This window comes from Nitratireductor lacus (genome assembly GCF_056431025.1).
In genome coordinates, this window is record NZ_JBWKMB010000001.1 from 325186 (window position 1) to 349967 (window position 24782).

The following is a 24782-nucleotide window of genomic DNA, read 5'->3' on the forward strand; positions in this document are numbered from 1 at the left end:
AAGCACTTGCCACAAGTTTGCGACCCAGATTTCAGTTCACCGTAGAGCGTGTGGCAAATCAGTTGAGGGGGCACATTTCTGTTGCTGGGGGACGAGAGCGGAAAACGCTGTATGACGGTGATGAGCTTTGGCCGGACCAGCCTGGCGAGTGTTATGTGCGCTCTGTTTCTGGCGTCCTGCTCCACCACCTCGGATCCCGTAACCCAGCTTGGCCTCGCCCCGGCCGCACTGCAAAGCGACGACACCAACTCCGATCTCGCGGCCAGCGATGGCGCTCTGATTGCATCTGCCCCCGGCGCGGACGAAGCCGCATCGGCAAACGCGGTGCCACTCCCGAAAGAACGCCCGGGCGCTGCTGAAAAAGCAGAGCCGGTTGCCGAAACCACAACGGAAACCGCAGCAGCGCCAATCGCACCAGCTGAAGCGACAGCAGAGGCTGCGTCCGCCGAAAGTGCACCGCAGGTCTCCGCCACCGCAACTGACAACACCGTCGCCCAGTCTGCAGAACCAGCAGCAACTGACGAAGCTCCCTCCGACGACGTTGCGGTCGCCGCCGACGGCACCGGCTCCCAGGAAGAATCGGCATCAAAGCGCCAGAGTTTCCTATCGGCGTTCTTCTCCGCTCGGGAGCCACAGGCTGCAAAAGCGGCCGAGAAAGCAACCCGCCCGCTCATCAGTCAGGCAAGTGCAAAGCCGAAAGACGAGGAGCCGAAAGTGGTGCTTGCCTCCGTCTCCCCGGACACGAAGCCGGTGCAGGCATCCGTCAATATGGGCTCGGCCCTGCCCGGCGTACGCCAGGGCGAAAGCCTTTTTGAGTTTTCCAGCAGGTCCGGCAGCAGCGATTCTGATGCGGACGCGGACATTTACGAAGAAGAGCCAGCCTATCAGGTTGCTTCGGCGGCAGGCATGGCACGCCTCGCCCCCAACGGTCTCCTGAAACAGCGCGAAAGCGTGGATACCGCCTGCCTGAAGCCGGCCCTTGTCGGCATGCTCAAGACCATTGAGCGTCATTACGGCAAGCGAATCGTGGTGACATCCGGTTACCGCAGCCCGAGCTATAACCGCCGCGTGCGCGGCGCCCGCAAATCTCTGCATATGTATTGCGCCGCCGCCGACATCCAGATCGAAGGCGTGAGCAAGTGGGAACTGGCCAAATATGTCCGTTCCATGCCGGGTCGTGGCGGTGTGGGCACCTATTGCCACACAAAATCAGTCCATGTCGACGTCGGCCCGGAGCGCGACTGGAACTGGCGCTGCCGCCGCAGAAAATAAATCACAAAAAAAGCATAGAACCATCACAAGACGGGTTGCCCCCGGCAGCGAAGCTCACTATAAGCCGGATCGTCTTGAGCGCGCCCATCGTCTAGCGGTCTAGGACGCCGCCCTTTCACGGCGGAAACACGGGTTCGAGTCCCGTTGGGCGTGCCAGTTTCTCCCGCTTTCCACATCGCATATGGATTGACGCTGACGAACCGGGTTTGACCCTGTCTTGCAGCACGCGTACTCCTCGCATGAAATGGTTGCGACTGATGGAGGCGTGTCTGCGTCAGCGGCACGGACAGGAAGGCGATGGAATGCAGGGCCTATTGACCGCTGTGGAGAAACTGCTCGGCTTTGCCGCATCCCATGCCCGCTTCTTCCTGATTGCCGGGCTTCTCGTGGGCATAGCCTCACCGGCTGCCGCTCATGCTGCAAAGCCCTGGATCGCCGAAATGATCGCTGCCCTGCTCTTTCTGGCAGCCCTTAGAGTGGGCCCGAAAGCCCTCATCGGCGCGCTGGGCGATTTTCGCCAGTCACTCGTCGCCACGCTCGCCTTTCAGTTGCTTCTGCCCATCGGCTTCGCACTTTTCTTTCTGGCAATCGGATGGAGCGGGGTCCTGCCCACGGCCCTGGTGTTGATGGCGGCCGCCGCGCCTGTGTCCGGCAGCCCGCACCTGGCAATCATGACCGGCAACGACCCCGCCCCTGTCATGCGGGTCATGACGCTCGGAACAGCCCTCCTGCCGCTTACGGTTCTTCCGGTTTTCTGGCTGACCCCGGCGCTTGGCAGCGCCGATGTGATCCTGGCGGCCGCTGGCCGGTTGCTGGGCGTCATTGCGCTGGCCGTCTCCGCCGCCTTCTTCCTGCGCCGTCTGGCGCTCTCAAGCCCGCCCCCCGGGGCCATCCGGTCAATTGACGGCCTGTCGGCCATTCTGATGGGTGTCGTGGTTGTCGGCCTCATGTCGGCAGTGGGCGAGACCCTTCTCGTCGATCCGGCGCGTGTCGGCCTCAATCTGGCGGTTGCCTTTGTCGCCAACTTCGTCCTGCAGATCGCTGTGACAGCCCTGCTTGAACGCTATGGAGACAAACGGATTGCAGCGCCCCTGGGCATTGCTGCCGGCAACCGCAATATCGGCCTCTTCCTTACAGCCCTCCCCGCCAGCGTTACCGATTCGCTGCTGCTTTTCATCGGCTGCTACCAGATCCCCATGTATCTGACACCGCTCGTCCTTGGCCCGTATTATCGCAGGCGTGCAGCAGCCGTGGCCCACAGTCCGACACAGGGCTGATACCGCCTCAACAACCCCAACGCCCCGCTGAAAGCCCTCCCAAAACACAATGCAGTTTCCAACACCCCTGATCGAAGCCCGCCTCATTCGCCGCTACAAGCGTTTCCTTGCCGACGTCACGCTGATGGACGGCACGGAGATCACCGTTTCGGTGCCCAACACCGGTTCCATGCTCGGTCTCACAGCCGCAGGGTCGCGAATCTTCCTTTCCCACTCAGACGACCCGAAGCGCAAATACAGCCACCGTCTGGAGATCGTGGAGGCCGATGGCACGCTGGTTGGCATCAACACAGGCCTGCCCAACAGGCTCGCCGAAGAAGCAATTCGCGCCGGACTTGTGTCCGATCTTGCCACCTATCCCATTCTGAAGCGTGAGCAGCGCTACGGGGAACGCTCCCGTATCGACATGCTTCTGGAGGATCCGCAGCGCCCCTCGGCCTATGTGGAAGTCAAGAACGTGCATTTCATGCGCAAGGCGGGTCTTGCGGAGTTTCCCGACACAGTGACAGAGCGCGGAGCGCGGCACCTGCACGAGTTGATGGCCATGCGCAGGGCCGGCCATCGCGCGATCATGATCTATCTGATCCAGAGAAGCGACTGCGAGCGTTTTCGCCTGTGTGACGATCTCGACCCCGCTTATACGGCCGCATTTGCACTTGCCGACAAAGCCGGGGTTGAAGCTTACGCTATCAAATGCCAAATCAGCCCTGAAGCCATAGAGCCGGACAGGCTGATAGACATCGTGTGATAAAAACAGCAAAATCCGGTAGCAACACCCAACCGAAGCGCAAGCGATTCAAGCTCCATGGTCACCTATCTCGAAGCAGACTCCGCCCCCATGCGAAACACCGGCCAGATTCGCCTTTACGGGGAAGAAGGGTTCGAAGGCATGCGCAGGGCATCCAACCTGACCGCACGCTGCCTGGATGAACTTGCAGACCGTGTCGCGCCGGGCGTGACCACCAACGAAATCGACAGGTTTGTCTTCGAATTCGGCATGGACAACGGCGCGATCCCCGCGACACTGAACTATCGCGGCTACACCAAGTCGACCTGCACCTCGATCAACCATGTGGTTTGTCACGGCATTCCCGACGACAAGCCGTTGCGTGATGGCGATATCGTCAACATCGATGTCACTTACATCCTTGACGGGTGGCATGGCGATTCAAGCCGCATGTATCCTGTTGGCACCATCAAGCGCGCTGCCGAGCGCCTTCTTGAAGTGACCCATGAGTGCCTGATGCGGGGCATCGCTGCGGTGAAGCCAGGCGCGCGCACTGGCGCCATCGGCGCGGCAATCCAGTCCTATGCAGAGGGGGAACGCTGCTCGGTCGTACGCGACTTCTGCGGCCATGGGGTGGGGCAACTGTTCCACGATGCACCCAATATCCTGCACTATGGCAGCATCAATGAGGGCGTCGAGATGCGTCCAGGCATGATCTTCACCATCGAGCCCATGATCAATCTCGGTCGCCCGCATGTAAAAGTACTGTCCGATGGCTGGACGGCGGTCACCCGTGACCGCTCATTGTCGGCTCAGTATGAGCATTCCATCGGTGTTACGGAAACCGGTTGCGAAATTTTCACGCTTTCGCCCGCAGGGCTCGACCGGCCCGGCCTCCCGGCTTAAACTGCTACCAGAACGTGCGTCGTCGAGGAGGCGCATGTTCATATGGGGCAGCGGCGGGGGCACGTCATGGACGGGGAAGACGAACGCAGTTTCTTTGCAGAAGAGCAGTTTGCGCCGGCTGGAAAAACCGGAACGAAGCCGCATTATCACGGGCACCGCGACCGGCTGCGGCAGCGTTTCGCGGAGGCAGGCAGCGCGGCACTTCTGGACTATGAGATCCTGGAATTGTTCCTGTTCCGCTCGATACCGCGTGCCGACACGAAAGGCCCCGCGAAAGCCCTGCTGGAGCGCTTCGGCTCGCTTCCCGAGGTTTTCGGCGCACCCGAGCGCCTGCTTAAGGAAGTCGACGGCATCGGCGCGTCAGCCGCACGCGACATCAAGATCGCGGCAGCCCTTGCCCAGAGGATGCTCAAGGCAGATCTCCGCAACCGCCAGCTTCTGACCTCATGGTCCCAGGTGATCGAATACTGCACCGCTGTCATGGCACACGAAGACCGCGAGCAGTTCCGCGTCCTGTTTCTGGACAAGAAGAACCAGTTGATCGCCGATGAGGTCCAGCAGACCGGCACGGTGGATCATACGCCGGTCTATCCGCGCGAACTCATCCGCCGCGCTCTGGAACTCGCCGCGACGGCGGTAATCCTCGTGCACAACCATCCCTCTGGCGACCCGACCCCCTCACGCGCCGATATCGACATGACGAAGACCATCGTCGACACGGCAAAACCGCTTGGCATCACGGTTCACGACCACATCATTGTCGGAAAGAAGAGCCATGTCAGCTTCAAGGGGCTCCAGCTTATCTGAACCCGTGACCAGAACGGAAAAGGCCGCTCATGGAGCGGCCTTCACAAAGTTCTGAAAAAGTCGAGAAGCGATTACTCGCCCTCTTCCTTCTTCTTGGCAGCAGCCTTTTTCGGAGCGGCTTTCTTTTTCGGAGCAGCCTTCTCCTTCTTCGCCGGCTTTGCCTCAGCCTCGTCTTCGTCGTCCGCCATCAGCTCGTCGCGCGAAACCTTCTCGTCAGTGACGGAGATCTCACCGAGCAAATGGTCGATGACCTTCTCCTCGAACAGCGGCGCACGGATGTTGGCCATGGCCTGCGGGTTCTGACGGTAGAACTCGTAGATTTCCTGCTGCTGGTGCGGCGGGTAGCGGCGGATCGATTCGATGAGCGCGCGCTGCATCTCTTCGTCGCCAACCTTGACCTCTGCCTTCTCGCCGACCTCGGAGAGAACGAGCCCCAGACGCACGCGGCGCTCAGCAAGACGCTGATACTCTTCGCGCGCCTCTTCCTCGGTCGTCTCTTCATCTTCGAAGGTGCGGCCGGCAGCCTCGAGATCGCGGGTCACCTGGTTCCAGATGTTCTCGAACTCGGCTTCCACGAGCTTGGACGGCGCTTCGAACTTGTAAGCCTCGTCCAGCGCGTCGAGAATCTGACGCTTCGCCTTCTGGCGTGTCACCTGACCGAACTGGTTCTCGAGCTGGCCACGAACGATCTCGCGCAGCTTGTCAGCCGATTCAAGGCCGAGCTGCTTTGCGGTCTCATCGTTGATCTCCAGCTCATTGGGCTTGGAGACCTCTTTGACTTTGATGTCGAACTCGGCTTCCTTGCCGGCCAGATGCGCAGCCGCATATTCTTCCGGGAAGGTCACCTTGATCGTCGTCTCGTCGCCGGCCTTCAGGCCTACAAGCTGCTCTTCGAAACCGGCGATGAACTGGTTCATGCCGATCACGACCTCGGAATCCTCGGCAGCGCCGCCATCAAAGGCCTCGCCGTCGATCTTGCCGAGATAGTCTAGCTTGACCTTGTCGCCGTCTGCCGCCTTGCCCTTCTTCACCTCATAGGTGCGGGCGGAATCGGCGACACGCTTGACCTGCTCTTCGACTTCCTCATCCGTCACGTCATAGACCTGACGCGTGATCTTGATGTCGGAGAAGCTCTTCAGCTCGATTGGCGGAATGACCTCGTAAGACATCGAGAATTCGAAATCCGCATCGCCGGAGAGAACCTTCTCGGCTTCCTTCTCGTCCTCGGTCATTGAGATTTCCGGCTGGATGGCCGGCTTCTCGCCGCGGTCGGTCAGGATGCTCTGCGTGTCCGCAAGGATTTCGTTCACAACCTCGGCCATGAAAGACTTGCCATAAACGCGGCGCAGGTGCTGAGCGGGCACTTTGCCGGGGCGGAAACCCTTGAGGTTTACCTTGCCCTTCGCGTCATCGAGACGCTGGGTGAGGCGCGCCTCCATGTCCTTTGCAGGAACGACGACCTTAAGTTCGCGCTTGAGCCCTGAGTTGAGAGTTTCGGTTACCTGCATCCATCATACCTTTGTATTCGCTTTTGTCGCCGCGTTCACGGCGCCCACCGCTCTTCCTGTCGGGGAATCTTACCGGGAATGGCCCTTCTGGTGCGGGTGGAGGGACTTGAACCCCCACGGCTTGCGCCACAGGAACCTAAATCCTGCGTGTCTACCAATTCCACCACACCCGCTTCGAAAGACCCAAGGAACACCCTAAGCTTCCGAAAGCGCGGGTTCTATATCACCTGCACCTAGTCTATCAAAGCAAAATTGGCAAGATTCAGGGCTTTTTTGATCCTTTTGCCGACCCGGCAATACCCCGCGCTCCCGCTTCGTTTCCAGCATTTTTTATAAATCGATTATAATCCCGCCGGCTCCCTGCCATAACGCAGCCGCAAAAAGGCCATGCTGCATTGCACAAATCGCATTGCTGTCATGCAACATTGGCACTTCAAAGCTGAGCGGGATGGGACTATCTCATGCTCAACAACGAACACGGAATTCAAACGAAGCGAGCACTGAGATGAACATCATCCGCAATTACCGCAACTGGCGCCGTTACCGTCAGACCGTCACCGAACTGAGCCGTCTGTCCAACCGTGAGCTGAACGATCTGGGCATCTCCCGCGGCGACATCCCGTTCGTGGCGCGCAAGTCCCTCTAAGGGCACAAGAGTTTAAGAGTTTCGCCAGGGTCACCTCCTCCCGATCCTGACGAATATGACCGACAACCTCCTCCTCCCAATTGTCGGTCACCCCAAAACAACACCTGCCGGATCTCCTCCCCCGGCAGGTGTTGGAACGGGCGGCAGAGCTTGAAACAGCGCGCCACACAGAGTTTTTAGAGCTTCCTTCGGAGTTATCCTCCTCCCAATTCCGAAGGAAACGACCGGCAACCTCCTCCTCCCAAATTGCCGGTCATCCCAAAACGACACCCGCCGAACCTCCTCCCTCGGCGGGTGTTGTTTCCGGGCAGAAGCCTACCTATATGGGCGCTGTCAGGAATTGAGTTTCATAGATTTCGTCCGGGTTACCTCCTCCCAACCCTGGCGAATAGACCGGCAACCTCCTCCTCCCAAATTGCCGGTCATCCCATAGCGACACCCGCCGAACCTCCTCCCTCGGCGGGTGTCGTTTTTTTGGGAATCGTTCAGCGTTCGCCGCGCACACCGCGCTTTTTCCATTCGGACAGTTTCATGATGTCGGGCGCCCCGCCGGCCGGCTCAAACCAGCTGTCCACCGCCCAATCCTCTCCGCTCTTCGTGCGCAGCACGGCCGTCGCATGCGGATAGCGCACATCCACGAAAAAGCCGCGCGCTGAGTTCCGCTGCACCGTGTGATGGCGCAGCAGCCCGTGCCGCTCCAGATAACGCAGCAGCGTACGCGTGTTGCGCGACTCGTCGATGCAGTCCATCTGGCCATGGACATGCGCGCCGCCGGGTGCCGACTTCGCGTCGTCCCGCACACCGATGGCCTGTGTCGCCAGCTTTTCGAAATAGCGTACGGCCTTTCCCACAGCCGCACGCTCGGCCTTCGCAGAAGCCCTGCCCGAGGCCATGATGCGTGTCAGCCGCTGCCTGGCCGCTGCATCAATCGTCAGACTTTTCTTGTAGAAGCAGCCATATCCGCTGCAGACATAAACGCGCTCCGCCTGTGCCGCGTCTACCCAGAAGAGCGTCAGCGCCGCGCAGACCATTCCTTTACGTAAAATTCCAAGCCCCATTGAGATAATCTACGCTGCGGGTCCGAATAGGGAAAGCGCCACCAGCCACGCTCTGCATAATTGGTTAGCGCGCATCGTCTGCCGTTGCATTCCCCGATACGGCGGCTTATCTCCACTTCATGAAACCGATACACATCATTGGCGGCGGACTCGCCGGCTCCGAAGCCGCCTGGCAGGTTGCTCAGGCAGGGATTCCCGTCATTCTGCATGAGATGCGGCCAGTGCGCGGCACAGACGCCCACAAGACCGATGGCCTTGCCGAACTGGTCTGCTCCAACTCCTTCCGTTCCGACGACGCAGAAACCAACGCGGTCGGTCTGCTTCACGCGGAGATGCGCCTGGCGGATTCGCTCATCATGCGCTGCGGCGACGCCAACCAGGTGCCGGCCGGCGGCGCGCTCGCCGTCGACCGCGATGGCTTTTCAGAAGCGGTCACGGCAGCGCTCGAGGCTCATCCGCTCATCACCATTGAGCGCGGAGAAATCACCGGGCTGCCGCCGGAAGACTGGGATCAGGCGATCATCGCCACCGGTCCCTTGACCGCACCGGCACTGGCAGAAGCCATTTCACAGGCGACCGGCGCAGAATCGCTCGCTTTCTTTGATGCCATTGCACCCATCGTGCATTTCGATTCCATCAATCTCGACGTGGCATGGTTCCAGTCGCGCTATGACAAGGTCGGTCCAGGCGGCACGGGCAAGGACTATATCAACTGCCCCATGGACAAGGCGCAGTACGAAGCCTTCATCCAGGCCCTTCTTGAAGGCGGCAAGACCGAGTTCAAGGAATGGGAAGGCACGCCCTATTTCGACGGCTGCCTGCCAATCGAGGTAATGGCCGAGCGCGGCCCCGAAACGCTTCGGCACGGCCCCATGAAGCCCATGGGGCTCACCAATGCGCACAGGCCCGATGAAAAACCCTATGCCGTGGTGCAACTGCGTCAGGACAATGCACTCGGCACGCTCTACAATATGGTCGGCTTCCAGACGAAGCTGAAATACGGCGAACAGACGCACATTTTCCGCATGATTCCCGGTCTGGAGAACGCTGAGTTCGCGCGTCTCGGTGGGCTGCACCGCAACACCTATCTGAACTCTCCGACCCTTCTGGACGGCACATTGCAGTTGAAGAGCCGCCCGGGGCTGCGCTTTGCCGGGCAGATCACCGGTTGCGAAGGCTATGTGGAAAGTGCCTCCATGGGTTTGATCGCCGGTCGCTTCGCGGCAGCCGAGCGTTTGGGGCGCCCCATCCCCACGCCACCAGCGACCACCGCCTTCGGCGCCCTGCTCAATCACATCACCGGCGGACACATTCTTTCGGATGACGAGCCCGGCAAGCGTTCATTCCAGCCAATGAACGTCAATTTCGGCCTTTTCCCGCCTGTCGAGGTCCCGAAGCCTGAAGGCAAACGGCTTCGCGGCAAGGAAAAATCCATCGCCAAGAAAAAGGCGCTGACAGCGCGCGCGCTTGTCGACTTCAAGGCATGGCTTGACGGCCTTTCCGCCGTCGCGGCAGCCGAATAAGCCTTTCAAAAGCCTTTGAACGCGCAAGATCAAAGGGGGCCGGTCCAGGCCCCCTTTTTTCGTTCGGCGCCACGAATCCGTACCCCCGGAGATCGAAAGTCACACCGCGGCCGCGGCCGCTCTTTCAGGCTCAGGGCCAGTCGGCGCTACGCAAAAGCACGGTTCCCGTGAAATTCTCCAAAACCGTTTCCGGATCCGATCTTGCATAGAGATAGCTGGGGATCAGCACAATCGTCCGCTCCTCCGCCTCAAGGCGCAGCACCGCAGGTTGATCCTCCTGCGAGGAAAGCTCGACGATTTTTGCGGTATCGATGGAAAACAGCGTGGGTGTGCCCTCCGCCGGCTCCAGTGATACCGCGTTCTTTTTCAGAAGCAGCCTGAGAACGGTCCCGTCAGGCAATGCGACACCACCTGTTGGGTCGTTCTCCCGGTAAAACTGTGCGTTCTGGATTGCGATGTCGAACCCATCAAGAGCGAACGCGAAAATTCCCGGGTTGTTATAGGAGAACCCTTGTCGCCCGCGTTGCACGGGATTGTCGGGGTCGAGGCCCCAGGCATGCGCCACCTGCCGATAGAGGCTCTCGCCATCCTCCTCAACAAAGCCGTGCGGAGCCACGTCGAGCGCAGCATTTTCTCCATTCAGATAACGCAATACGGCAAGCGCCTCTGCCTTCGTCTGCAAGTCCTCCGGCTCGCCCCGGACGATTTCCAGAAATCGCTCGCGCTGCGATGACAACGACCAGTCGAGAGCGCCCTGCGGGCCAAAGCTGCCGACAAGAAGCGCCAGAACCGGAATGCCGGCGATTATGCGAATATCGCCACGCAGCCGTGGCACGAGCTGCAGAACGACCAGAACAAGCATCACCAGGCCGAACAGCCCCAGGAAATACCGTTGCACTGTCCAACCGAATGCGCCCACGCGCAGCGACAGTGCATAAAACAGCAGGCCGAGCGGCACCAGCAAAAAGAGCGGCCAGAAGCGCACAAAGAAACGCGTCGGCGCGCGAGCGGTGTCGAGAAACGGTTTGGTCAGAAGCAGAACGGCGACAATGCAGGAGCCATAGGTCAGCACCAGCCAGCCGATCTGCCCCTGCGGCACCTCCCCCGTAACGATGATCTTCGCCACATAGAGATGCAGAATCACCGCGTAGATGATGAGGAGCGGAACCGCCGCGAAATCACCCAGCGACCGCATGCCCCGCTGCATCATGTCATGCTCATGCCCGCCCGGTTCCTCGTCAAACACGCGCGGGGTCTGACCAAGCCCGAACAGGGGTGCAACGAAGAGTCCTATGGAGGCCCAGATATGTTCATAGAGATCGCTCGGGATGTCGATGCCGAAGAGATGGGTGAGGCTTGCCAGAATGGCGGAAATGCCGCCACCAAACAGCACGAAGGCCAGGAGGCCGAGTGCAGCGGCAAAGGCAAGCCGCGCCGTGCACATCCAGAACGCATTTCCCGATCCCCTGCCCGCAAAGGGCGCGATCGGCACCAGCGCCATCAGCGAAGCAAGAAACGCCCATTCCACCGTGCGGTCCGCCACTGTCGACCACATCACGGTGAAGGCGGCCACGCCAGCGAGCAACGCCAGCAGGGCCGCGATCAATGCAGACAAACGCCATGCCTGCGCGAGAAGTGTTGCGACGAATGAGGCAAACACCGCTGCGAGCAATGCCAGAAGCAGGTCTTCGTCTCGCACCGAACCCAAAATCCAGGCCGGAACGAGATCGATATCGGCCACCATCGCGTTGGCCTGTAGCGCCATCAGAAAGAGGAAGATCACCGTGACGGGAAAGCGCGACAACGCATCTCCCATGGCGGCAATCGCCTCCCGCGATGAGGCGAGCCAGCCGGTGCCCGCATGAGCGTCGTTCATTTGTTCTGCCAAAAACTTTCCCCCGGAACGAACCTTTGCACAATCAGGATCATGAAAGCGCGGTACAATTTAGGCACCGCTTCCGAAGGCTTATCCCCAGCCCTTTGTGGCATGCCTGAACATCAGCCAGTGCCGCCGCCATTGCGCCAGCGTCACGACCTCATTGAGGGCTGCTTCCCCCTTGGCTTCGAGACGACCCAAATACGTCTTCGAAAGGCCCGCCGGCAGGAAGGCGGGGCGCAGCGAAGCAGGCAGGCCTCTCGCCCCCTCCTCGAACCTGGCAACGTGGTGCCTGCCCAATGCGATCATGGCGGCAAGCGCGCGCGCCGAGCCCGCCCTGTCCTGACCATTCAACAGGTTTTCGCGCGTGGTCCCGGCAGCATCGAGAAGGTCGCCCGGGATGTAGCACTGCCCGCGCCTGCGGTGGATCGGCAGCATGCGCAGAAGCCCGGCAATGGCCTGCGCACAGCCGGCATGCCCCGAGACTTCGGAAAACCGCATGGCGGCAGGCGTGTCGAGCACCAGCCCGGCAAGCTGAATCAACGCAGACGCCGTCTCGCCGCAATATCCTTCCAGATCGTTCCGGCTCGGCATGGGGTCGTCGTAAAGATCGAAGCTGCGCGCTTCCAGAAGGTCGAGCAGTGGCTGAACGGGAAGCTGGTGGCTGCGGATCGCATTGAGCAGCGCGACCGCAAGCGGCGCGCCCTCCGCGCTTTCCGGCGCAGCGTCCGCCGTCAGCACATCGCGCCAGAACTGTAGCCGCACCTCCCCCGGCAGGGGCTCGCTCACGCGGTCACGGATTCCAGCCACCTCGGCATTGAACGCGTAGAGCGCGAAAAGCGCCGCGCGTTTGTCTTCTGGAGCATAAAGAACGGAGAGGTAGCGGTCTGGATCGGCCTCCCGCACCAACGAAACGACGAATGGCTCCACCTCTGCCATCTCAGTCGACGGCGATCAGCGCTGCAGCAACGGTACGGTCCTCTGCGAGAAGCACGTTGTAGGTCCGCACAGCCGCGCCCGTGGCCATGGTCTCCACCGCCACGCCGGCCTCGCGGAAGCTCCTGCGCATCTGCGGGGGCATCGGGATCAGCGTATCGCCCGTCCCCACGAGAAGGATGTCGAACTCAGCGGCTTCGTCCAGCAGGCGGGCAAGATCGGCCTCCCCCACATCACCGAAGCTGCTCACACCCCATCCATGTATCCCCGAGGGCAGACACAGGATCGAGCCGCGATGCGACATGTCGGCAAAGCGAAACCCGCCATTGCCGTAGGCATCGATCGGCGCGCGGCCCGGAAAGTGGGCCGCGCGGATTTCGATACCGCCCGCCATCACTTGGCCGGCAGCTGTCCGGTCGTCTCCGAACCGGCTGCGTCATCGCCGCCCTGCTCCGCACCGAGTGCTCCGGTGGAGCGCATGCGGAACAGGATCAGCAACGGCCCGGCGATGAAAATCGACGAATAGGTGCCGATCACAACGCCGAAGATCATGGCCGCCGTAAAGGAGCGAATGACCTCGCCGCCGAAGACGAAGAGAGCCGCCAGCGCCAGAAGCGTTGTCACGGAAGTCATGATGGTGCGTGACAGGGTCTGGTTCATCGACAGGTTCAGAAGCTCCGGCAGCGGCATCTTCTTGAACCGTCTAAGGTTCTCGCGCACGCGATCATAGACGACCACCGTATCGTTCAGTGAGTAGCCGACAATTGTCAGGATCGCCGCGATACTCGAAAGATTGAACTCTATTCCGGTAATCACGAAGAACCCGACGGTCATGATCACATCGTGCAGCGTTGCCAGGATCGCACCCACGGCGAACTGCCACTCGAACCGGAGCCAGATATAGATCAGGATCGCCATCAGCGAGACAAGCACGGCAATCGTGCCGGCCCGCGCCAGTTCGCCTGACACCGTCGGTCCGACCACTTCAACGCGGCGGAACTCATAGGCATCCTCGAGCTCCCCCCGCACCTTGGCGATCACGGTCTGCTCGGCATTCTCGCCACCGTCCTGCGTCTGAACGCGGATCAGCACCTCGCGCGGATCGCCAAACTCCTGAACCTGCACCTCGCCAAGATTGAGATCGGACAGACGTGCTCGGATATCGCCGATGTCCGCCGGTCCTTCGCGGGACTGGACCTCGATCGACGAACCGCCCTTGAAGTCGATGCCGTAGTTCATGTTGATGGTCATGAAGAGCGCGACGGCCGCAATCGACGCGATGGCCGAGAGCGTGAAGGTCACGCGGCGCAGCTTCATGAAGCCGATGCTGGTGCCATCCGGCACAAAACGCAGTGGTGTGCGCGGCAGCTCCTTGGGGCGGCGGCGACGCACCCAGTCGGCAACGATCCACCGTGTCAGCGTGTAGGCGGTGAACACCGTCGTGGCGATACCGATGGCGAGTGTGACCGCGAAACCGCGAATCGGGCCCGATCCGAGATAAAACAGGATGATCGCCGCGATCAGCGTCGTCACATTGGCGTCGACAATGGTGGCCAGCGCCTTGGAGAAGCCCGTATCGACCGCCTGGATCAGCGAACGCCCTCCGGCCCGTTCCTCGCGTATGCGCTCGAAAATGAGCACGCTTGAATCCACCGCCATGCCGATCGTCAGCACGATACCGGCAATGCCCGGGAGCGTCAGCGTCGCTCCCAGCGCAGACAGTATGGCGACGATCATCGTCACGTTGGCCGCAAGCGCCACCACGGCAAACACGCCAAGCAGGCCATAGGCTGCGATCATGAACAGCACGACGAGCGCGGCGCCGATCATTGCAGCGATCTTACCGGCATCGATGGAGTCCTGGCCAAGGCCTGGTCCGACAGTACGCTCTTCGATGATGGTCAGGGTTGCTGGAAGTGCACCGGCACGCAGAAGAACGGCCAGATCATTGGCCGACTGCACGTCAAAGCTTCCTGAAATCTGTCCGGTACCGCCCAGGATGGGTTCGCGGATCTGCGGTGCGGAAATAACCTGGTCATCGAGAATGATGGCGAAAAGGCGCCCGACATTCTCCTGCGTCGCCTGGCCGAACCTTGTCGCGCCCTTGGTGTCGAAGCGGAAGCTGACCACCGGCTCATTGGTGCGCTGGTCGAATGTCGCCTGCGCGTCCACGAGGTTTTCACCCGAAACGATCACCCGGTCCTCGATCAGGTAGGGAACGGGCGGGTCGTCCACGGAATATTTGATTGTCGTACCGATGGGCGGGCGGCCATTGATCGCCTCCTGCACTGGCACCGACTGGTCCACCATCTGGAAAGTCAGCTTGGCGGTCTGGCCGAGAATGTCTTTCAGGCGCTGCGGATCCTGCAGGCCCGGCACCTGTACCAGAATGCGGTCATCGCCCTGCCGCTGAATGATCGGCTCGGTCGTACCGAGTTCATTGACGCGGCGGCTCACCACCTCGATCGACTGCGACAGCGCAGACGAGATACGGTAGTTGATGCCCTCTTCTGTCAGCGAATAGCGCAGGAGCCCCGGTTCCGGCTCCGTCAGTTGAAGCTCGGTCACCGTGCCGCCGCTGAAGAGGCCCGAATTGACCGGCTGAGTCAACTCGCGCAGCGCCTCCTTGGCCTCTTCAACCTGACCCGCATCGCGGATACGCACCTGCACGCTCTGGCCAGACCCCGTCAGGCCGGTATAGCCGATCCGTTTCTCGCGCAGCAGGCGGCGAATGTCGTCACGCGTGGTGACGATGCGCTCTTCGATCAGTTCCTGCTTTTCGATCTGCAGAAGAATATGCGAACCGCCCTGAAGGTCGAGACCCAAGGTCATCGGCCGCGAAGGCGCCCAGCTCGGCATCGAGGACAAATAGGATGGCGGAATGATATTCGGCGCCGCATAGGCGACGCCAAGCGCCACAGCCAGCCATATGAGGATCGTTTGCCAGCGCGAGAAATGTAGCATGGGGCCTCGTCGGTTCAGTTTGGAAGGGCCGTTTTGCCGGCCCTTCCCGGCAATCACGTCATATTGCGGTTATTTCTTGGCGGCCTGGCTGTTGTCAGCCACCGGTTCGCCCTTCACCCGCACTTCGGCGAGCATTGCGCGCATGGCCGTCACCTTGTTTCCGCCGCCGAGATCGATTTCGAGTTCGGCGTCGTTGATGACCTTCGTCACCTTGCCGACCAGGCCACCGCCCGTCACCACCGTGTCACCGCGGCGCACTGCGGCGAGCATTTCGGTGCGCTTCTTCATTTGCTGGCGCTGTGGGCGGATTATAAGGAAATACATGATCACGAAGATGAGGACGAAAGGCAGGATGCTGACAAAGATGTCGGGCGTTCCGCCTGCGCCAGCCTGTGCGTATGCCGGGGTGATGAACATCGAAAACTCCTGATATGTGCCGGAGAGCCGGCTGGTCATAAATGTGGCCGGAATATAGACTTTCGCCTCTTCATTGCAACTGTTCCCGGTCTCTGCGCACGCACTTCTGAACGCTTGTCTCCGCCAGACACCCGCTCTGTACCGCAGCCCCTCCTTCCCGGCTTGCAAATTACCCGGCTCTGTGAAAGAACCGTACGGTACGGTACGCCAATCAAAGTCGCATGTGCCATCGTGAGGAAACCATGTCCGACAAAACCATTGAAGCGTTGTCTGAAAAGCTGGACCGGTTGGTTGAAGCCGTTGCGCGGCTCGGGCCCGCACCGGCGGTTCCTCCCCGCTTCGACACCGCCGACTGTTTCGTCTGGCAGGCTGATCGCAGGGCGCTTGAACCCGTTGAAAACGTCAATCGGGTGGACATCGGTCTCATCCGGGGTGTTGACCGCGTGCGCGACATTCTCTCCGACAACACCGACCGTTTTGCCAGGGACCTGCCAGCCAACAATGTGCTTTTGTGGGGCGCGCGCGGCATGGGCAAGTCATCACTGGTGAAAGCGGTGCACGCGAAGATCAACCGCACCGCGGCAACCGGGCAGGCGCCTCTGAAGCTGGTCGAGATTCACCGGGAGGATATCGAGACCCTCCCCCAGCTCATGGCATTGTTGAAAGCTGCCCCCTTCCGCTTCATCCTGTTCTGCGACGATCTGTCCTTCGATCAGAACGATACGTCCTACAAGTCTCTCAAGGCGGCGCTGGAGGGCGGGGTCGAAGGCCGGCCGGCCAACGTCATTCTCTATGCCACCTCCAACCGGCGCCACCTCCTCCCCCGCGACATGATCGAGAATGAACGCTCCACGGCGATCAATCCGTCGGAAGCCGTCGAGGAAAAGGTCTCCCTGTCGGATCGTTTCGGGCTCTGGCTCGGCTTTCACAAATGTTCTCAGGACGACTACCTGGCGATGATCGACGGTTATGTCGCCCATTTCGGCCTCGAGATCGCCCCGAAAACCCTGCGCGCCGAAGCGCTCGAATGGGCAACCACACGCGGCAGCCGTTCAGGCCGTGTCGCCTGGCAGTTCATTCAGGACCTCGCCGGACGTCTCGGCAAACGGCTGGATACATAAATAAAAGACCCGCCCTCACGGGCGGGTCAAAGAGGCGGCCTGACCGGAGGTCTGGCAGGCCGCAGCTTTTTCTCGTTATTCAGGGAACGCTTATTCCAGATAGCCGCTCGGGTTGACGGGCGTCGCGTCCTTGCGCACCTCGAAATGCAGTTTCGGGCGGTCGGCACTGCCGCTCATGCCCGAAAGCGCGATTTCCTGTCCACGCCGCACCTTCTCGCCACGTTTGACCCGAAGCGCACTGGCGTGCCCGTAGACCGTGACCATGCCGTTGTCATGGCGCACGAGCACCGTGTTGCCAAACTCCTTGAGACCATCGCCGGCATAAATCACCACGCCGTTCTCGGCTGCCTTCACCGGCGTACCCGCCGGAACCGCGATGTCGATGCCGTCATTGCGGGCCGAGCCGGATGTGCTGCCGAAATCGGAAACGATCCGCCCCCGCACCGGCCAACGCAGCTTGCCGATCCCGGTCGAGTCCGGCGCGACATCCCTGCTCTGCGTCGCAACCGCCGCGACCTGGGTCTGCGTGGAGGACGTTGCCTGTGGGGCCGACGTCTTCACAACCTGCGCGGGTTCACGTGTCGTCGCGCTCGTCGTTGTCCGGTCAACGCCGCTGGAGGCATTCGCCACCTGGGTGGGCTGGCTGACATTGCCCGAAGGAATGGCCAGCGTCTGGCCGACCCGCAGATATCCATCCGAGAGGCCGTTCGCTACCTTGATGTTGGCGACACTCGCTCCCGTCTTGCGGGCGATGCCGTAAAGCGTGTCGCCTGAAACAACCGTGTAGGAACCGCCCGCGCCGGTGCCGGCCTGCGAAGGCACCTGGCTTGCGCTGTTGGTGCCTGCAGTCGCGTTGCTGGTCTCCGCACCCTGAGGGCGCGGTTTAGGCCGCGGCGTTTCGCGCAGAACAGCGAGGCGCTCCTGCGGTTCACGCTGCGGTTCCGGTTCACTCGGGATCGGTTGCCGCGCGGCCTGCTGCTGCGGGCGCGCATCATTGTCCGGTGCCGAAACCGGGGCACGCCGCGAATAGACATAGGTCGGGATGACGATCTTCCGCCCGGCCTTCAGCTCGGAAGCGCTTGAAAGATTGTTGGCGCTGAGAATTGCGGCAACCGGAATACCGAAGCGCCGCGACAAATTGTAGGCCGTCTCGCCCTCACGCACGGTGATTGTGGTGCCGCCCACATCGCTCCAGCCGCTATCGCCGCTGTTGCCACTGCGCACGGGCGCCTGGGCCTGTGCCGGCTGGCGGGTCACGGAACCGGTCGGGGTCCGGTCAAGCTGCGGCGCAGGGGCGGCTGCAACAACCGACGCGGGCTGCGACGGCGCGGCGATGGGCTGGCGCTGCACACTGCTACCGGCGACACTGGGGGCGGTCAGATCGACAGGTCGTGTTGCAGCGCGTGCAGCGGTATTCGTGGGAGCTGGCAGTGGCTGCTGCATCGCCCCTCCAACGGAAGCCGACGGCCGCGGGCCACCGCCCTGCCTGCTGATCGAGCCGGTGTAGGTATTGTCGAGACCCGCGCCGACATCGCCCGGATAGGGCTGGCTTGCAGGTGCCATGGCGACGCTGCGGTTCGTCGACCGTGCGTCGGCAAAGTCGCTGGACTTGAAGCGCGATAGATCGGAACTGCATCCTGCCGCCACGCCGCCTATCAAGATGACGGCTGCTCCGCGCAGAAGCGCGCGATCGAAATTCCGTGCAATACAACGCATTTGACTACCCGCGTACCCAATACCTGAACACGGGCAATTAAATCGCGTTAATGTTACTCAGCGGTTAAGCCGCGCGCGGAAATTGCAGGTAAGCGCAAAGAGCCACACAGTCAGATCGCTTCCGCAGCTCCCTTGACCAGCGGTTGAAGACGCACATCTGCAAGGTCTGTGCGCTCGAAACGACTGCCAACCTTCTCCAGCTTCGCAATCGTCTGAATATCGTTTCCAGGGCCGATCGGCGCGATCATGATACCGCCTGTCGAGAGCTGGTCTACAAAACGCCGCGGCAATTCGTCGAATGCGGCCCAGGAAACGATTCGGTCGAACGGCCCGTCGCCGGCAGCCCCGTCCATGCCGTCGGCATGGCGGGCAACCACATTGGTGATGCCCAGCTGTTCCCAGCGCATTTGCGCCTCCGCCACCAGCGTCCGGTAGCGGTCGAGAGTGAGCACCCTCCCCGCCAGTCGCCCCATCACGGCGGCGGTAAACCCGGAGCCCGTGCCGATTTCGAGAACCCGAAGCCCGGATGAAAGCGCCAGTGCATCGATCACCTGCGCCTGCAGGTCGCAGCCCTCCATGGCCTCGCCGCAGGCAATCGGCACCATGCGGTCCGACCAGGCGAGCGCGTGCCATTCCGAAGGCAGGAAGCTGCCGCGCGGCGTCGCCTCCATCGCAGCGAAAAGCTCCTTGCCGCCGACCCCGCTCGCGCGCATGCGCAGCATGAAGGCGGCAAAGCTCTCGCGCTCCTGCCCCGGCTCGTTCATGCCAGTGCCTTGGCCAGCTGGTCGCGCACCTCGTGCGCCGTCAGGTCAAGATGCAGCGGCGTGACCGAAACATAACCGTCGCGGACCGCCGCCTGGTCGCTGCCCTGGCGGATGTCGGCCTGCTTGCGCCCGAAACGCAGCCAGTAATACGGATAGTTTCGCCCGTCGCGGCGTTCCTCCACATTGAGCCCATGCACCATCTTGCCCTGTGCCGTCACCAGAGTGCCCTTGGCCTCTTCCGGCGCGCAATTGGGGAAGTTGATGTTGACCAGCACCCCCTCGGGCATGGGCCGCTCGATAAGCTTCCTGAGGATGGGCGGCGCAAGGGCCTCTGCCGTCGCAAAGGGGATGTAGCGGCTCTCGTCCGTAAAGTCGTAAGCCTGGCTCAGCGCAAAGGAAGGAATACCCAGAAGCGTTCCTTCCATCGCACCGGCAACAGTCCCCGAATAGGTAACGTCGTCGGCAATGTTGGTGCCATTGTTGACGCCAGAAAGGATCAGGTCCGGCGGTGTGTCCATCACGTGCCGCACGCCCATGATCACGCAATCCGTGGGCGTGCCCCGCAGGGCAAAATGCCGGTCGTCGATCTTGCGCATCCTGAGCGGCTCCGACAATGACAGCGAATGGGCAAATCCCGACTGGTCGGTCTCCGGAGCCACGACCCAGACATCGTCGCTCAGCGTGCGGGCGATCCGCTCCAGCGTCGCCAGTCCTTCCGCGTGAATGCCATCGTCATTGGTCAACAGAATGCGCAAAGTCTCAGTCCTCTAATGCTTCGATTTTCTCCAGGCCGCCCATATAGGGTTTCAGCGCTGACGGTATCGTGACACTGCCATTCTCGTTCTGGTAATTCTCCAGAACCGCGATCAGAGCCCGCCCGACCGCCGTTCCCGAGCCGTTGAGCGTGTGCACGAAGCGCGTCTGCTTCTCGCCTGCAACCCGGTAGCGCGCATTCATGCGCCGCCCCTGAAAATCGCCGCAGACCGAGCAGGACGAGATCTCACGATAGGCGTTCTGCCCTGGAAGCCACACTTCCAGATCGTAGGTCTTGCGTGCGCCAAAGCCCATGTCGCCGGTGCACAGCGCCATGGTGCGGAACGGAAGATCGAGCTTCTTCAACACGGTTTCGGCACAGGCCGTCATGCGCTCATGCTCGTCAATCGCGCTTTCCGCATCGGTGATCGAGACGAGCTCCACCTTATAGAACTGATGCTGGCGCAGCATGCCGCGCGTATCGCGTCCCGCAGAACCCGCTTCCGAACGGAAGCACGGCGTCAGCGCGGTAAAGCGCAGCGGCAGCTTTTCGCCATCGAGAATTTCCTCGCGCACCAGATTGGTGAGCGAGACTTCGGCGGTGGGGATCAACCAGTGATCGCTTGCGGCCTCTCTAGACAGTTGCTCATACCTGTTCTGAAGCGCTGCAGCTTCCTCTTTGTGTTTAGACAGTTTCTCATTCTGAAACTCCCTAACAACATGTTGGAAGGTTTCATTCACAATCTCAATTGGGAGAAAATCCTTCAGATCAGAGAGTTTATCAAACACCTGCATGACAAGTTCGTGAGAATTTTCCACTCCCTCAGAGAATGCTCTTAGTTCAGCTCGTTTCTGGTCCGCGGCGTTTCTAATTTCATCCAGTTTCCCGTGTAGTCTGAAAAGATCTTCGGTAAACTTCGGCAACTGCCCAGTGCCAAACATCGCATCGTCGCGCACGAGAAGCGGCGGTTGCACTTCCGTATAGCCATGCTCCTGCGTGTGCAGGTCGAGCATGAACTGCCCAAGCGCACGCTCCAGACGGGCAAGCTGCCCGGAAAGCACCGTGAAGCGCGCGCCCGAAAGCTTCGCCGCGCGCTCGAAATCCATCTGGCCGAGCGCCTCGCCGATCTCGAAATGCTCCCTGGCCCAGTTGGCGCGCTTCGGCTCGCCATGTTTGCGCACTTCCACATTGTCGTTCTCGTCAGCGCCAACCGGCACATCGTCGAGCGGAACATTGGGAATGCGCGCCAGCGCGTCGTTCAGCGCGGCGTCATGGCGTCGCTCCTCGGCTTCGCCATCCTGCACAAAACTCTTCAGCTCCGACACCTCGGCCTTCAGCTTCTCGGCAAGCTCCTTGTCGCCGGAGGCCATCGCCTTGCCGATTTCCTTGGAAGCGGCATTGCGGCGCTCCTGCGCTTCCTGCAGCTTTGTCAGGTGCTGGCGGCGCGCTTCGTCCAGCGCAAGAAGTTTTGCGCTTTCAGGGTCCGCGCCGCGCTTCTTCAGCGCTTCGTCCAGCGCCTGCGGGTTCTCGCGAATCCATTTGATGTCGAGCATGTCAGATTTCCAATCGCGGAGAGATTGCGGTGAACCGCCTCGAACGCGACAGGAAAGCCTGCAAATCTAGGCGGTCGGCTGGTCCGCTTCGTCGGTCTCGTCCTGCGCGGTCTTTTCCTTCTCGCGCTGGCGCTCGACCATACGGGCGGCCCAGATGGCAATTTCGTAGAGAAGGATGGTCGGAAGCGCAAGACCGATCTGGCTCACCGGATCGGGCGGCGTCAGGATCGCCGCTGCCACAAAGGCCGCCACGATCGCATATTTGCGCTTGTCGGCGAGCCCCGCTGATGTCAGCAGTCCCACCCGCGCCATCAGCGTCGTCACCACGGGAAGCTGGAACACCAGCCCGAAGGAGAGGATCAGCGTCATGATCAGCCCGAGATACTCGGAGACCTTGGGCAGGAGCGAGATCTGCACAGTGTTGTCCGGCCCCACCTGCTGCATCGACAGGAAGAACCACATCACCATCGGCGTGAAGAAGAAGTAGACAAGCGCTGCACCGATCAGGAACAGAATAGGCGAAGCGATCAGGAACGGCATGAAGGCCCGGCGCTCATTGCGGTAGAGGCCAGGCGCCACAAATTTGTAGACCTGCATGGCGATCACCGGGAAGGCGAGCACCAGACCGCCAAACATGGCAAGCTTGATCTGGGTGAAGAAAAATTCCTGCGGCGCGGTGTAGATCAGGTCCACCTTGTCCGCGTCTAAACCCGCCCACTGGGTTGCCCACTGAAACGGGATAACCAGCAGATTGAAAATCTGCTTGGCAAAGAAGAAGCAGACCAGGAACGCCACGAAAAACCCGGCAAGCGCCCACATCAGGCGCGAGCGGAGCTCGATCAGGTGGTCGATCAGCGGCGCGGAAGACTGATCGATCTCGTCGTCTCTTTCGGCGTTCACGGCTTGGCCCCGCTGGTCTTCTTCGTCGGAGCACGCTTCGCCGCACCCGCCGTTTTCGTCTTGCTGGCCGCTTTTGGCTTGGCTGTCGTCGCGGGTTTCGTTGCCGCTGCTTTGGTCGCCCTCGGCTTTGCTGCCGTTTTCGTCGCCGTGCGGGGCTTGGCCGTGGCCTTGGGTTTCGCCTCACCCGGCATGCGGGTTGCGCCTGCCTTGGCCGGTTCCGCCGCATGCGGTTCCTTTGACGCCGGCGCGCCCGATTTCGCCGCCTGCGGTTTCATCGCCGCATCGAGACCGGACCGGATCTCCTGCCCCACCTTCTCGATCGGGTTGAGATGTTTCTTGATCTCGTTGCGCGGATCGAGCTTGCGCGCGTCGTCCACGAGGGATTTGACGTCGTCAAGCTCGGCCTCCTGCAGCGCTTCATCGAACTGCTTGCGGAAATCGCCCGCCATGGTGCGCAGTTTGGACGTCGTACGCCCAAAAGTGCGCAACATGCGCGGCAGGTCCTTCGGCCCGACCACGACGATCAGGACGATGGCGATCACCATGATTTCGGGCCAGCCAAGATCAAACATAGGTCACCGGAACGGATAGCGGGAAGTGGAATCGCCGCGCGAAACGCAGCGAATCAGCCGGACTTCTTCTTGCTCGGCTTGCTCGCGTCCTTCACCGGTTCATCGGCCTGATGTTCGACCGTCTTGGTCGTGTCCTCATCATCGTCGGACATGCCCTTCTTGAAGCTTTTGATGCCCTTGGCCATGTCGCCCATCAGCTCGGGGATTTTGCCGCGTCCGAAAAGAAGCAGCACCACGACGAGCACGATAAGCCAGTGCCAGATTGAAAAGGAACCCATGATCAGTCTCTTTCACCAATTGCCATTGATTTGATTTATGCGCTTTCGCGCGATGTTTCAAACGATTGTCTCGCGAATACGAGAACATCGCTCTCGATTACGTTCAGCCATATGTCCCGCACGCCCGGCCGCAACTGCCCGCAGCGCACGCGCGCCCGCACATGCCGGTCGGCTCCCGGTATCGCAAGCTCAAGAAATTCCACCACACCGAGGAAGCGGCGTGAAACAATGCGCGCCGGTACAGAACCGCGCTCCTGATCCACCTGAAAACCGGAAAGACGCACGGCCACCGTCGCATCGGCCCCTTCCTCCAGCCCGCCAGCCGGAAACCGCCCCAGAGGCGTTTCCACGCTGCCGGCGTGCACCTGCCCGTCAAACTCGTTGATCTCCGAAAAGAAACCGGCAACGAAGAGATCCGCTGGCCGGTGGTAGAGCTCTTCGGCGGTTCCCACCTGCACAAGTTCTCCCCCCTTGAGGAGGGCAATCCGGTCGCCCATGCGCATCGCTTCTTCGGCGTCATGTGTCACCACCACTGCAGTGGCCCGGCTTTGTCGCAGAATGGCCAGTGTTTCGGCGCGCACACTGTCCTTCAGGCGCGAGTCGAGCCCCGAGAATGGTTCATCCATCAGGAGTACGACGGGGCGCGGCGCCAAAGCGCGTGCCAGTGCGACACGCTGCTGCTCACCGCCGGACAAAACATGCGGATAGGCATTGGCGTACCCCTCCAGCCCGACCCGCTCCAGCGCGATCATCGCTTCCCTGCGTGCTTCCTCACCCGAAAGCGCGGTCAGTCCAAAGCGCACATTGTCGAGAATCGTCAGATGCGGAAACAGCGCAAAATCCTGAAACACCAGCCCGATGGAGCGTTTCTCCGGCGGGAGAAAAACATCAGGCCCGGCAATCTCCCGCTCATTTAAAAACACCTGGCCGGAGCGCTGCGCCTCAATGCCGGCGGCAATCCGGAGCAGCGTCGTCTTGCCGGAACCCGAAGGCCCAAGAAGGCAAAGCACCTCACCAGGCTCCGCGCAGAGCGACACGTCCCTGAGCGTCTGCGCTCCCGAAGCATAGGAATGGCTGATATTCTGGAAAGAAAGACGTGCCGCGAAGCTCACGCCGGCCGTTCCACGCGCCGAACTTTGCTTCTTAATGTCCATGCACCGGTATCCCTGGATGGATCGCAGGCGGCCCCTGTCCCGCAGGACTTCCG

The 24782-nt window shown here is 61.2% G+C and carries 23 protein-coding genes and 2 tRNA genes; 9 read left to right on the forward strand and 16 right to left on the reverse strand.

Annotation, left to right across the window (positions count from 1 at the left end; all coding sequences use genetic code 11):
- Positions 1-111: 111 nt before the first annotated feature.
- From AC07E3_RS01605 to radC, 6 genes are all read left to right on the forward strand, one after another.
- Positions 112-1272: a YcbK family protein gene (locus tag AC07E3_RS01605; RefSeq protein ID WP_478360101.1), complete on the forward strand. Its 1161-nt coding sequence runs from the start codon at positions 112-114 to the stop codon at positions 1270-1272.
- 80 nt (positions 1273-1352) lie between these two features.
- Positions 1353-1428 (forward strand) — tRNA-Glu (locus AC07E3_RS01610).
- A gap of 146 nt (positions 1429-1574) precedes the next feature.
- The gene (locus AC07E3_RS01615) at positions 1575-2549 is read left to right on the forward strand and encodes a hypothetical protein (protein WP_478360102.1); all 975 of its coding nucleotides are present in this window, start codon (positions 1575-1577) and stop codon (positions 2547-2549) included.
- Between the two features lie 49 nt (positions 2550-2598).
- A complete protein-coding gene (sfsA, locus tag AC07E3_RS01620; protein WP_478360103.1) occupies positions 2599-3297 on the forward strand; it encodes a DNA/RNA nuclease SfsA in 699 nt (232 codons plus the stop codon).
- A gap of 57 nt (positions 3298-3354) precedes the next feature.
- Entirely contained in the window at positions 3355-4182 is an 828-nt protein-coding gene (gene map, locus AC07E3_RS01625) for a type I methionyl aminopeptidase (protein WP_336068419.1), read from the forward strand.
- Positions 4183-4224: 42 nt separating this feature from the next.
- Positions 4225-4989 (forward strand): RadC family protein, encoded by a 765-nt coding sequence (gene radC, locus AC07E3_RS01630; RefSeq protein WP_336068417.1) that lies wholly within the window; start codon positions 4225-4227, stop codon positions 4987-4989.
- A gap of 71 nt (positions 4990-5060) precedes the next feature.
- Here radC and tig read toward each other — a convergent pair whose 3' ends face one another.
- Together tig and AC07E3_RS01640 are read right to left on the reverse strand one after the other, a co-directional pair.
- Complete coding sequence (gene tig, locus AC07E3_RS01635; protein WP_336068416.1) at positions 5061-6497, reverse strand: trigger factor; 1437 nt, start codon at positions 6495-6497, stop codon at positions 5061-5063.
- An 88-nt stretch (positions 6498-6585) separates the two neighbouring features.
- Positions 6586-6670, reverse strand: a tRNA-Leu gene (locus AC07E3_RS01640).
- 332 nt (positions 6671-7002) lie between these two features.
- On the opposite strand from AC07E3_RS01640, the gene AC07E3_RS01645 reads away from it, so the two are divergent.
- Entirely contained in the window at positions 7003-7143 is a 141-nt protein-coding gene (locus AC07E3_RS01645) for a DUF1127 domain-containing protein (RefSeq protein ID WP_007008226.1), read from the forward strand.
- Positions 7144-7628: 485 nt separating this feature from the next.
- On the opposite strand, the gene AC07E3_RS01650 is transcribed toward AC07E3_RS01645, so the two are convergent.
- A complete protein-coding gene (locus tag AC07E3_RS01650; RefSeq protein ID WP_478360104.1) occupies positions 7629-8174 on the reverse strand; it encodes a hypothetical protein in 546 nt (181 codons plus the stop codon).
- 146 nt (positions 8175-8320) lie between these two features.
- Here AC07E3_RS01650 and trmFO point away from each other — a divergent pair, with 146 nt between their 5' ends.
- On the forward strand, positions 8321-9724 hold the full coding sequence (gene trmFO / locus AC07E3_RS01655; RefSeq protein WP_478360105.1) for a methylenetetrahydrofolate--tRNA-(uracil(54)-C(5))-methyltransferase (FADH(2)-oxidizing) TrmFO: 1404 nt from the start codon (positions 8321-8323) through the stop codon (positions 9722-9724).
- Positions 9725-9854: 130 nt separating this feature from the next.
- On the opposite strand, the gene AC07E3_RS01660 is transcribed toward trmFO, so the two are convergent.
- From AC07E3_RS01660 to yajC, 5 genes are all read right to left on the reverse strand, one after another.
- Positions 9855-11600, reverse strand: coding sequence for a DUF4153 domain-containing protein (locus AC07E3_RS01660; RefSeq protein WP_478360106.1), 1746 nt, complete (start codon positions 11598-11600; stop codon positions 9855-9857).
- A 90-nt stretch (positions 11601-11690) separates the two neighbouring features.
- On the reverse strand, positions 11691-12539 hold the full coding sequence (locus AC07E3_RS01665; RefSeq protein WP_478360107.1) for a phytoene/squalene synthase family protein: 849 nt from the start codon (positions 12537-12539) through the stop codon (positions 11691-11693).
- Between the two features lies 1 nt (position 12540).
- The gene (locus AC07E3_RS01670; RefSeq protein ID WP_478360108.1) at positions 12541-12930 is read right to left on the reverse strand and encodes an Mth938-like domain-containing protein; all 390 of its coding nucleotides are present in this window, start codon (positions 12928-12930) and stop codon (positions 12541-12543) included.
- Positions 12930-15500: a protein translocase subunit SecDF gene (gene secDF / locus AC07E3_RS01675; protein WP_336068402.1), complete on the reverse strand. Its 2571-nt coding sequence runs from the start codon at positions 15498-15500 to the stop codon at positions 12930-12932. Before secDF ends, AC07E3_RS01670 begins: the two co-directional genes overlap by 1 nt.
- A 69-nt stretch (positions 15501-15569) precedes the next feature.
- Positions 15570-15917 (reverse strand): preprotein translocase subunit YajC, encoded by a 348-nt coding sequence (yajC, locus tag AC07E3_RS01680; protein WP_336068399.1) that lies wholly within the window; start codon positions 15915-15917, stop codon positions 15570-15572.
- A gap of 242 nt (positions 15918-16159) precedes the next feature.
- Here yajC and AC07E3_RS01685 point away from each other — a divergent pair, with 242 nt between their 5' ends.
- Positions 16160-17038 (forward strand): ATP-binding protein, encoded by an 879-nt coding sequence (locus AC07E3_RS01685; RefSeq protein ID WP_478360109.1) that lies wholly within the window; start codon positions 16160-16162, stop codon positions 17036-17038.
- Positions 17039-17128: 90 nt separating this feature from the next.
- On the opposite strand, the gene AC07E3_RS01690 is transcribed toward AC07E3_RS01685, so the two are convergent.
- From AC07E3_RS01690 to AC07E3_RS01725, 8 genes are all read right to left on the reverse strand, one after another.
- Positions 17129-18754, reverse strand: a complete 1626-nt coding sequence (locus tag AC07E3_RS01690) for a peptidoglycan DD-metalloendopeptidase family protein (RefSeq protein ID WP_478360110.1) — start codon at positions 18752-18754, stop codon at positions 17129-17131.
- Positions 18755-18864: 110 nt separating this feature from the next.
- Positions 18865-19518, reverse strand: coding sequence for a protein-L-isoaspartate(D-aspartate) O-methyltransferase (locus AC07E3_RS01695; RefSeq protein ID WP_223003906.1), 654 nt, complete (start codon positions 19516-19518; stop codon positions 18865-18867).
- The gene (gene surE, locus AC07E3_RS01700) at positions 19515-20273 is read right to left on the reverse strand and encodes a 5'/3'-nucleotidase SurE (RefSeq protein ID WP_459439737.1); all 759 of its coding nucleotides are present in this window, start codon (positions 20271-20273) and stop codon (positions 19515-19517) included. The genes AC07E3_RS01695 and surE overlap by 4 nt, the downstream gene beginning before the upstream one ends.
- A gap of 4 nt (positions 20274-20277) precedes the next feature.
- Positions 20278-21825: a serine--tRNA ligase gene (serS, locus tag AC07E3_RS01705; RefSeq protein WP_478360111.1), complete on the reverse strand. Its 1548-nt coding sequence runs from the start codon at positions 21823-21825 to the stop codon at positions 20278-20280.
- A 66-nt stretch (positions 21826-21891) separates the two neighbouring features.
- On the reverse strand, positions 21892-22725 hold the full coding sequence (gene tatC, locus AC07E3_RS01710; protein WP_478360112.1) for a twin-arginine translocase subunit TatC: 834 nt from the start codon (positions 22723-22725) through the stop codon (positions 21892-21894).
- Positions 22722-23297 carry a Sec-independent protein translocase protein TatB gene (gene tatB, locus AC07E3_RS01715; RefSeq protein ID WP_478360113.1) on the reverse strand — a complete coding sequence of 192 codons (576 nt, stop codon included), beginning with the start codon at positions 23295-23297 and terminating at the stop codon, positions 22722-22724. The genes tatC and tatB overlap by 4 nt, the downstream gene beginning before the upstream one ends.
- 53 nt (positions 23298-23350) lie before the next feature.
- Complete coding sequence (locus AC07E3_RS01720) at positions 23351-23575, reverse strand: twin-arginine translocase TatA/TatE family subunit (protein WP_007008242.1); 225 nt, start codon at positions 23573-23575, stop codon at positions 23351-23353.
- 35 nt (positions 23576-23610) lie between these two features.
- Entirely contained in the window at positions 23611-24729 is a 1119-nt protein-coding gene (locus AC07E3_RS01725) for an ABC transporter ATP-binding protein (protein WP_478360114.1), read from the reverse strand.
- Between the last annotated feature and the right edge of the window lie 53 nt (positions 24730-24782).

Coding starts and splice junctions, on each gene's coding strand:
- AC07E3_RS01645 (WP_007008226.1), top strand. CDS start 7,003: ATGAACATCATCCGCAATTACCGCAACTGGCGCCGTTACCGTCAGACC.
- radC (WP_336068417.1), top strand. CDS start 4,225: ATGGGGCAGCGGCGGGGGCACGTCATGGACGGGGAAGACGAACGCAGT.
- AC07E3_RS01660 (WP_478360106.1), bottom strand. CDS start 11,600: ATGAACGACGCTCATGCGGGCACCGGCTGGCTCGCCTCATCGCGGGAG.
- AC07E3_RS01685 (WP_478360109.1), top strand. CDS start 16,160: ATGTCCGACAAAACCATTGAAGCGTTGTCTGAAAAGCTGGACCGGTTG.
- AC07E3_RS01670 (WP_478360108.1), bottom strand. CDS start 12,930: ATGGCGGGCGGTATCGAAATCCGCGCGGCCCACTTTCCGGGCCGCGCG.
- yajC (WP_336068399.1), bottom strand. CDS start 15,917: ATGTTCATCACCCCGGCATACGCACAGGCTGGCGCAGGCGGAACGCCC.
- tig (WP_336068416.1), bottom strand. CDS start 6,497: ATGCAGGTAACCGAAACTCTCAACTCAGGGCTCAAGCGCGAACTTAAG.
- tatB (WP_478360113.1), bottom strand. CDS start 23,297: ATGTTTGATCTTGGCTGGCCCGAAATCATGGTGATCGCCATCGTCCTG.
- map (WP_336068419.1), top strand. CDS start 3,355: ATGGTCACCTATCTCGAAGCAGACTCCGCCCCCATGCGAAACACCGGC.
- trmFO (WP_478360105.1), top strand. CDS start 8,321: ATGAAACCGATACACATCATTGGCGGCGGACTCGCCGGCTCCGAAGCC.
- AC07E3_RS01695 (WP_223003906.1), bottom strand. CDS start 19,518: ATGAACGAGCCGGGGCAGGAGCGCGAGAGCTTTGCCGCCTTCATGCTG.
- AC07E3_RS01650 (WP_478360104.1), bottom strand. CDS start 8,174: ATGGTCTGCGCGGCGCTGACGCTCTTCTGGGTAGACGCGGCACAGGCG.
- AC07E3_RS01665 (WP_478360107.1), bottom strand. CDS start 12,539: ATGGCAGAGGTGGAGCCATTCGTCGTTTCGTTGGTGCGGGAGGCCGAT.
- AC07E3_RS01615 (WP_478360102.1), top strand. CDS start 1,575: ATGCAGGGCCTATTGACCGCTGTGGAGAAACTGCTCGGCTTTGCCGCA.
- AC07E3_RS01720 (WP_007008242.1), bottom strand. CDS start 23,575: ATGGGTTCCTTTTCAATCTGGCACTGGCTTATCGTGCTCGTCGTGGTG.
- serS (WP_478360111.1), bottom strand. CDS start 21,825: ATGCTCGACATCAAATGGATTCGCGAGAACCCGCAGGCGCTGGACGAA.
- AC07E3_RS01605 (WP_478360101.1), top strand. CDS start 112: ATGACGGTGATGAGCTTTGGCCGGACCAGCCTGGCGAGTGTTATGTGC.
- AC07E3_RS01725 (WP_478360114.1), bottom strand. CDS start 24,729: ATGGACATTAAGAAGCAAAGTTCGGCGCGTGGAACGGCCGGCGTGAGC.
- AC07E3_RS01690 (WP_478360110.1), bottom strand. CDS start 18,754: ATGCGTTGTATTGCACGGAATTTCGATCGCGCGCTTCTGCGCGGAGCA.
- secDF (WP_336068402.1), bottom strand. CDS start 15,500: ATGCTACATTTCTCGCGCTGGCAAACGATCCTCATATGGCTGGCTGTG.
- sfsA (WP_478360103.1), top strand. CDS start 2,599: ATGCAGTTTCCAACACCCCTGATCGAAGCCCGCCTCATTCGCCGCTAC.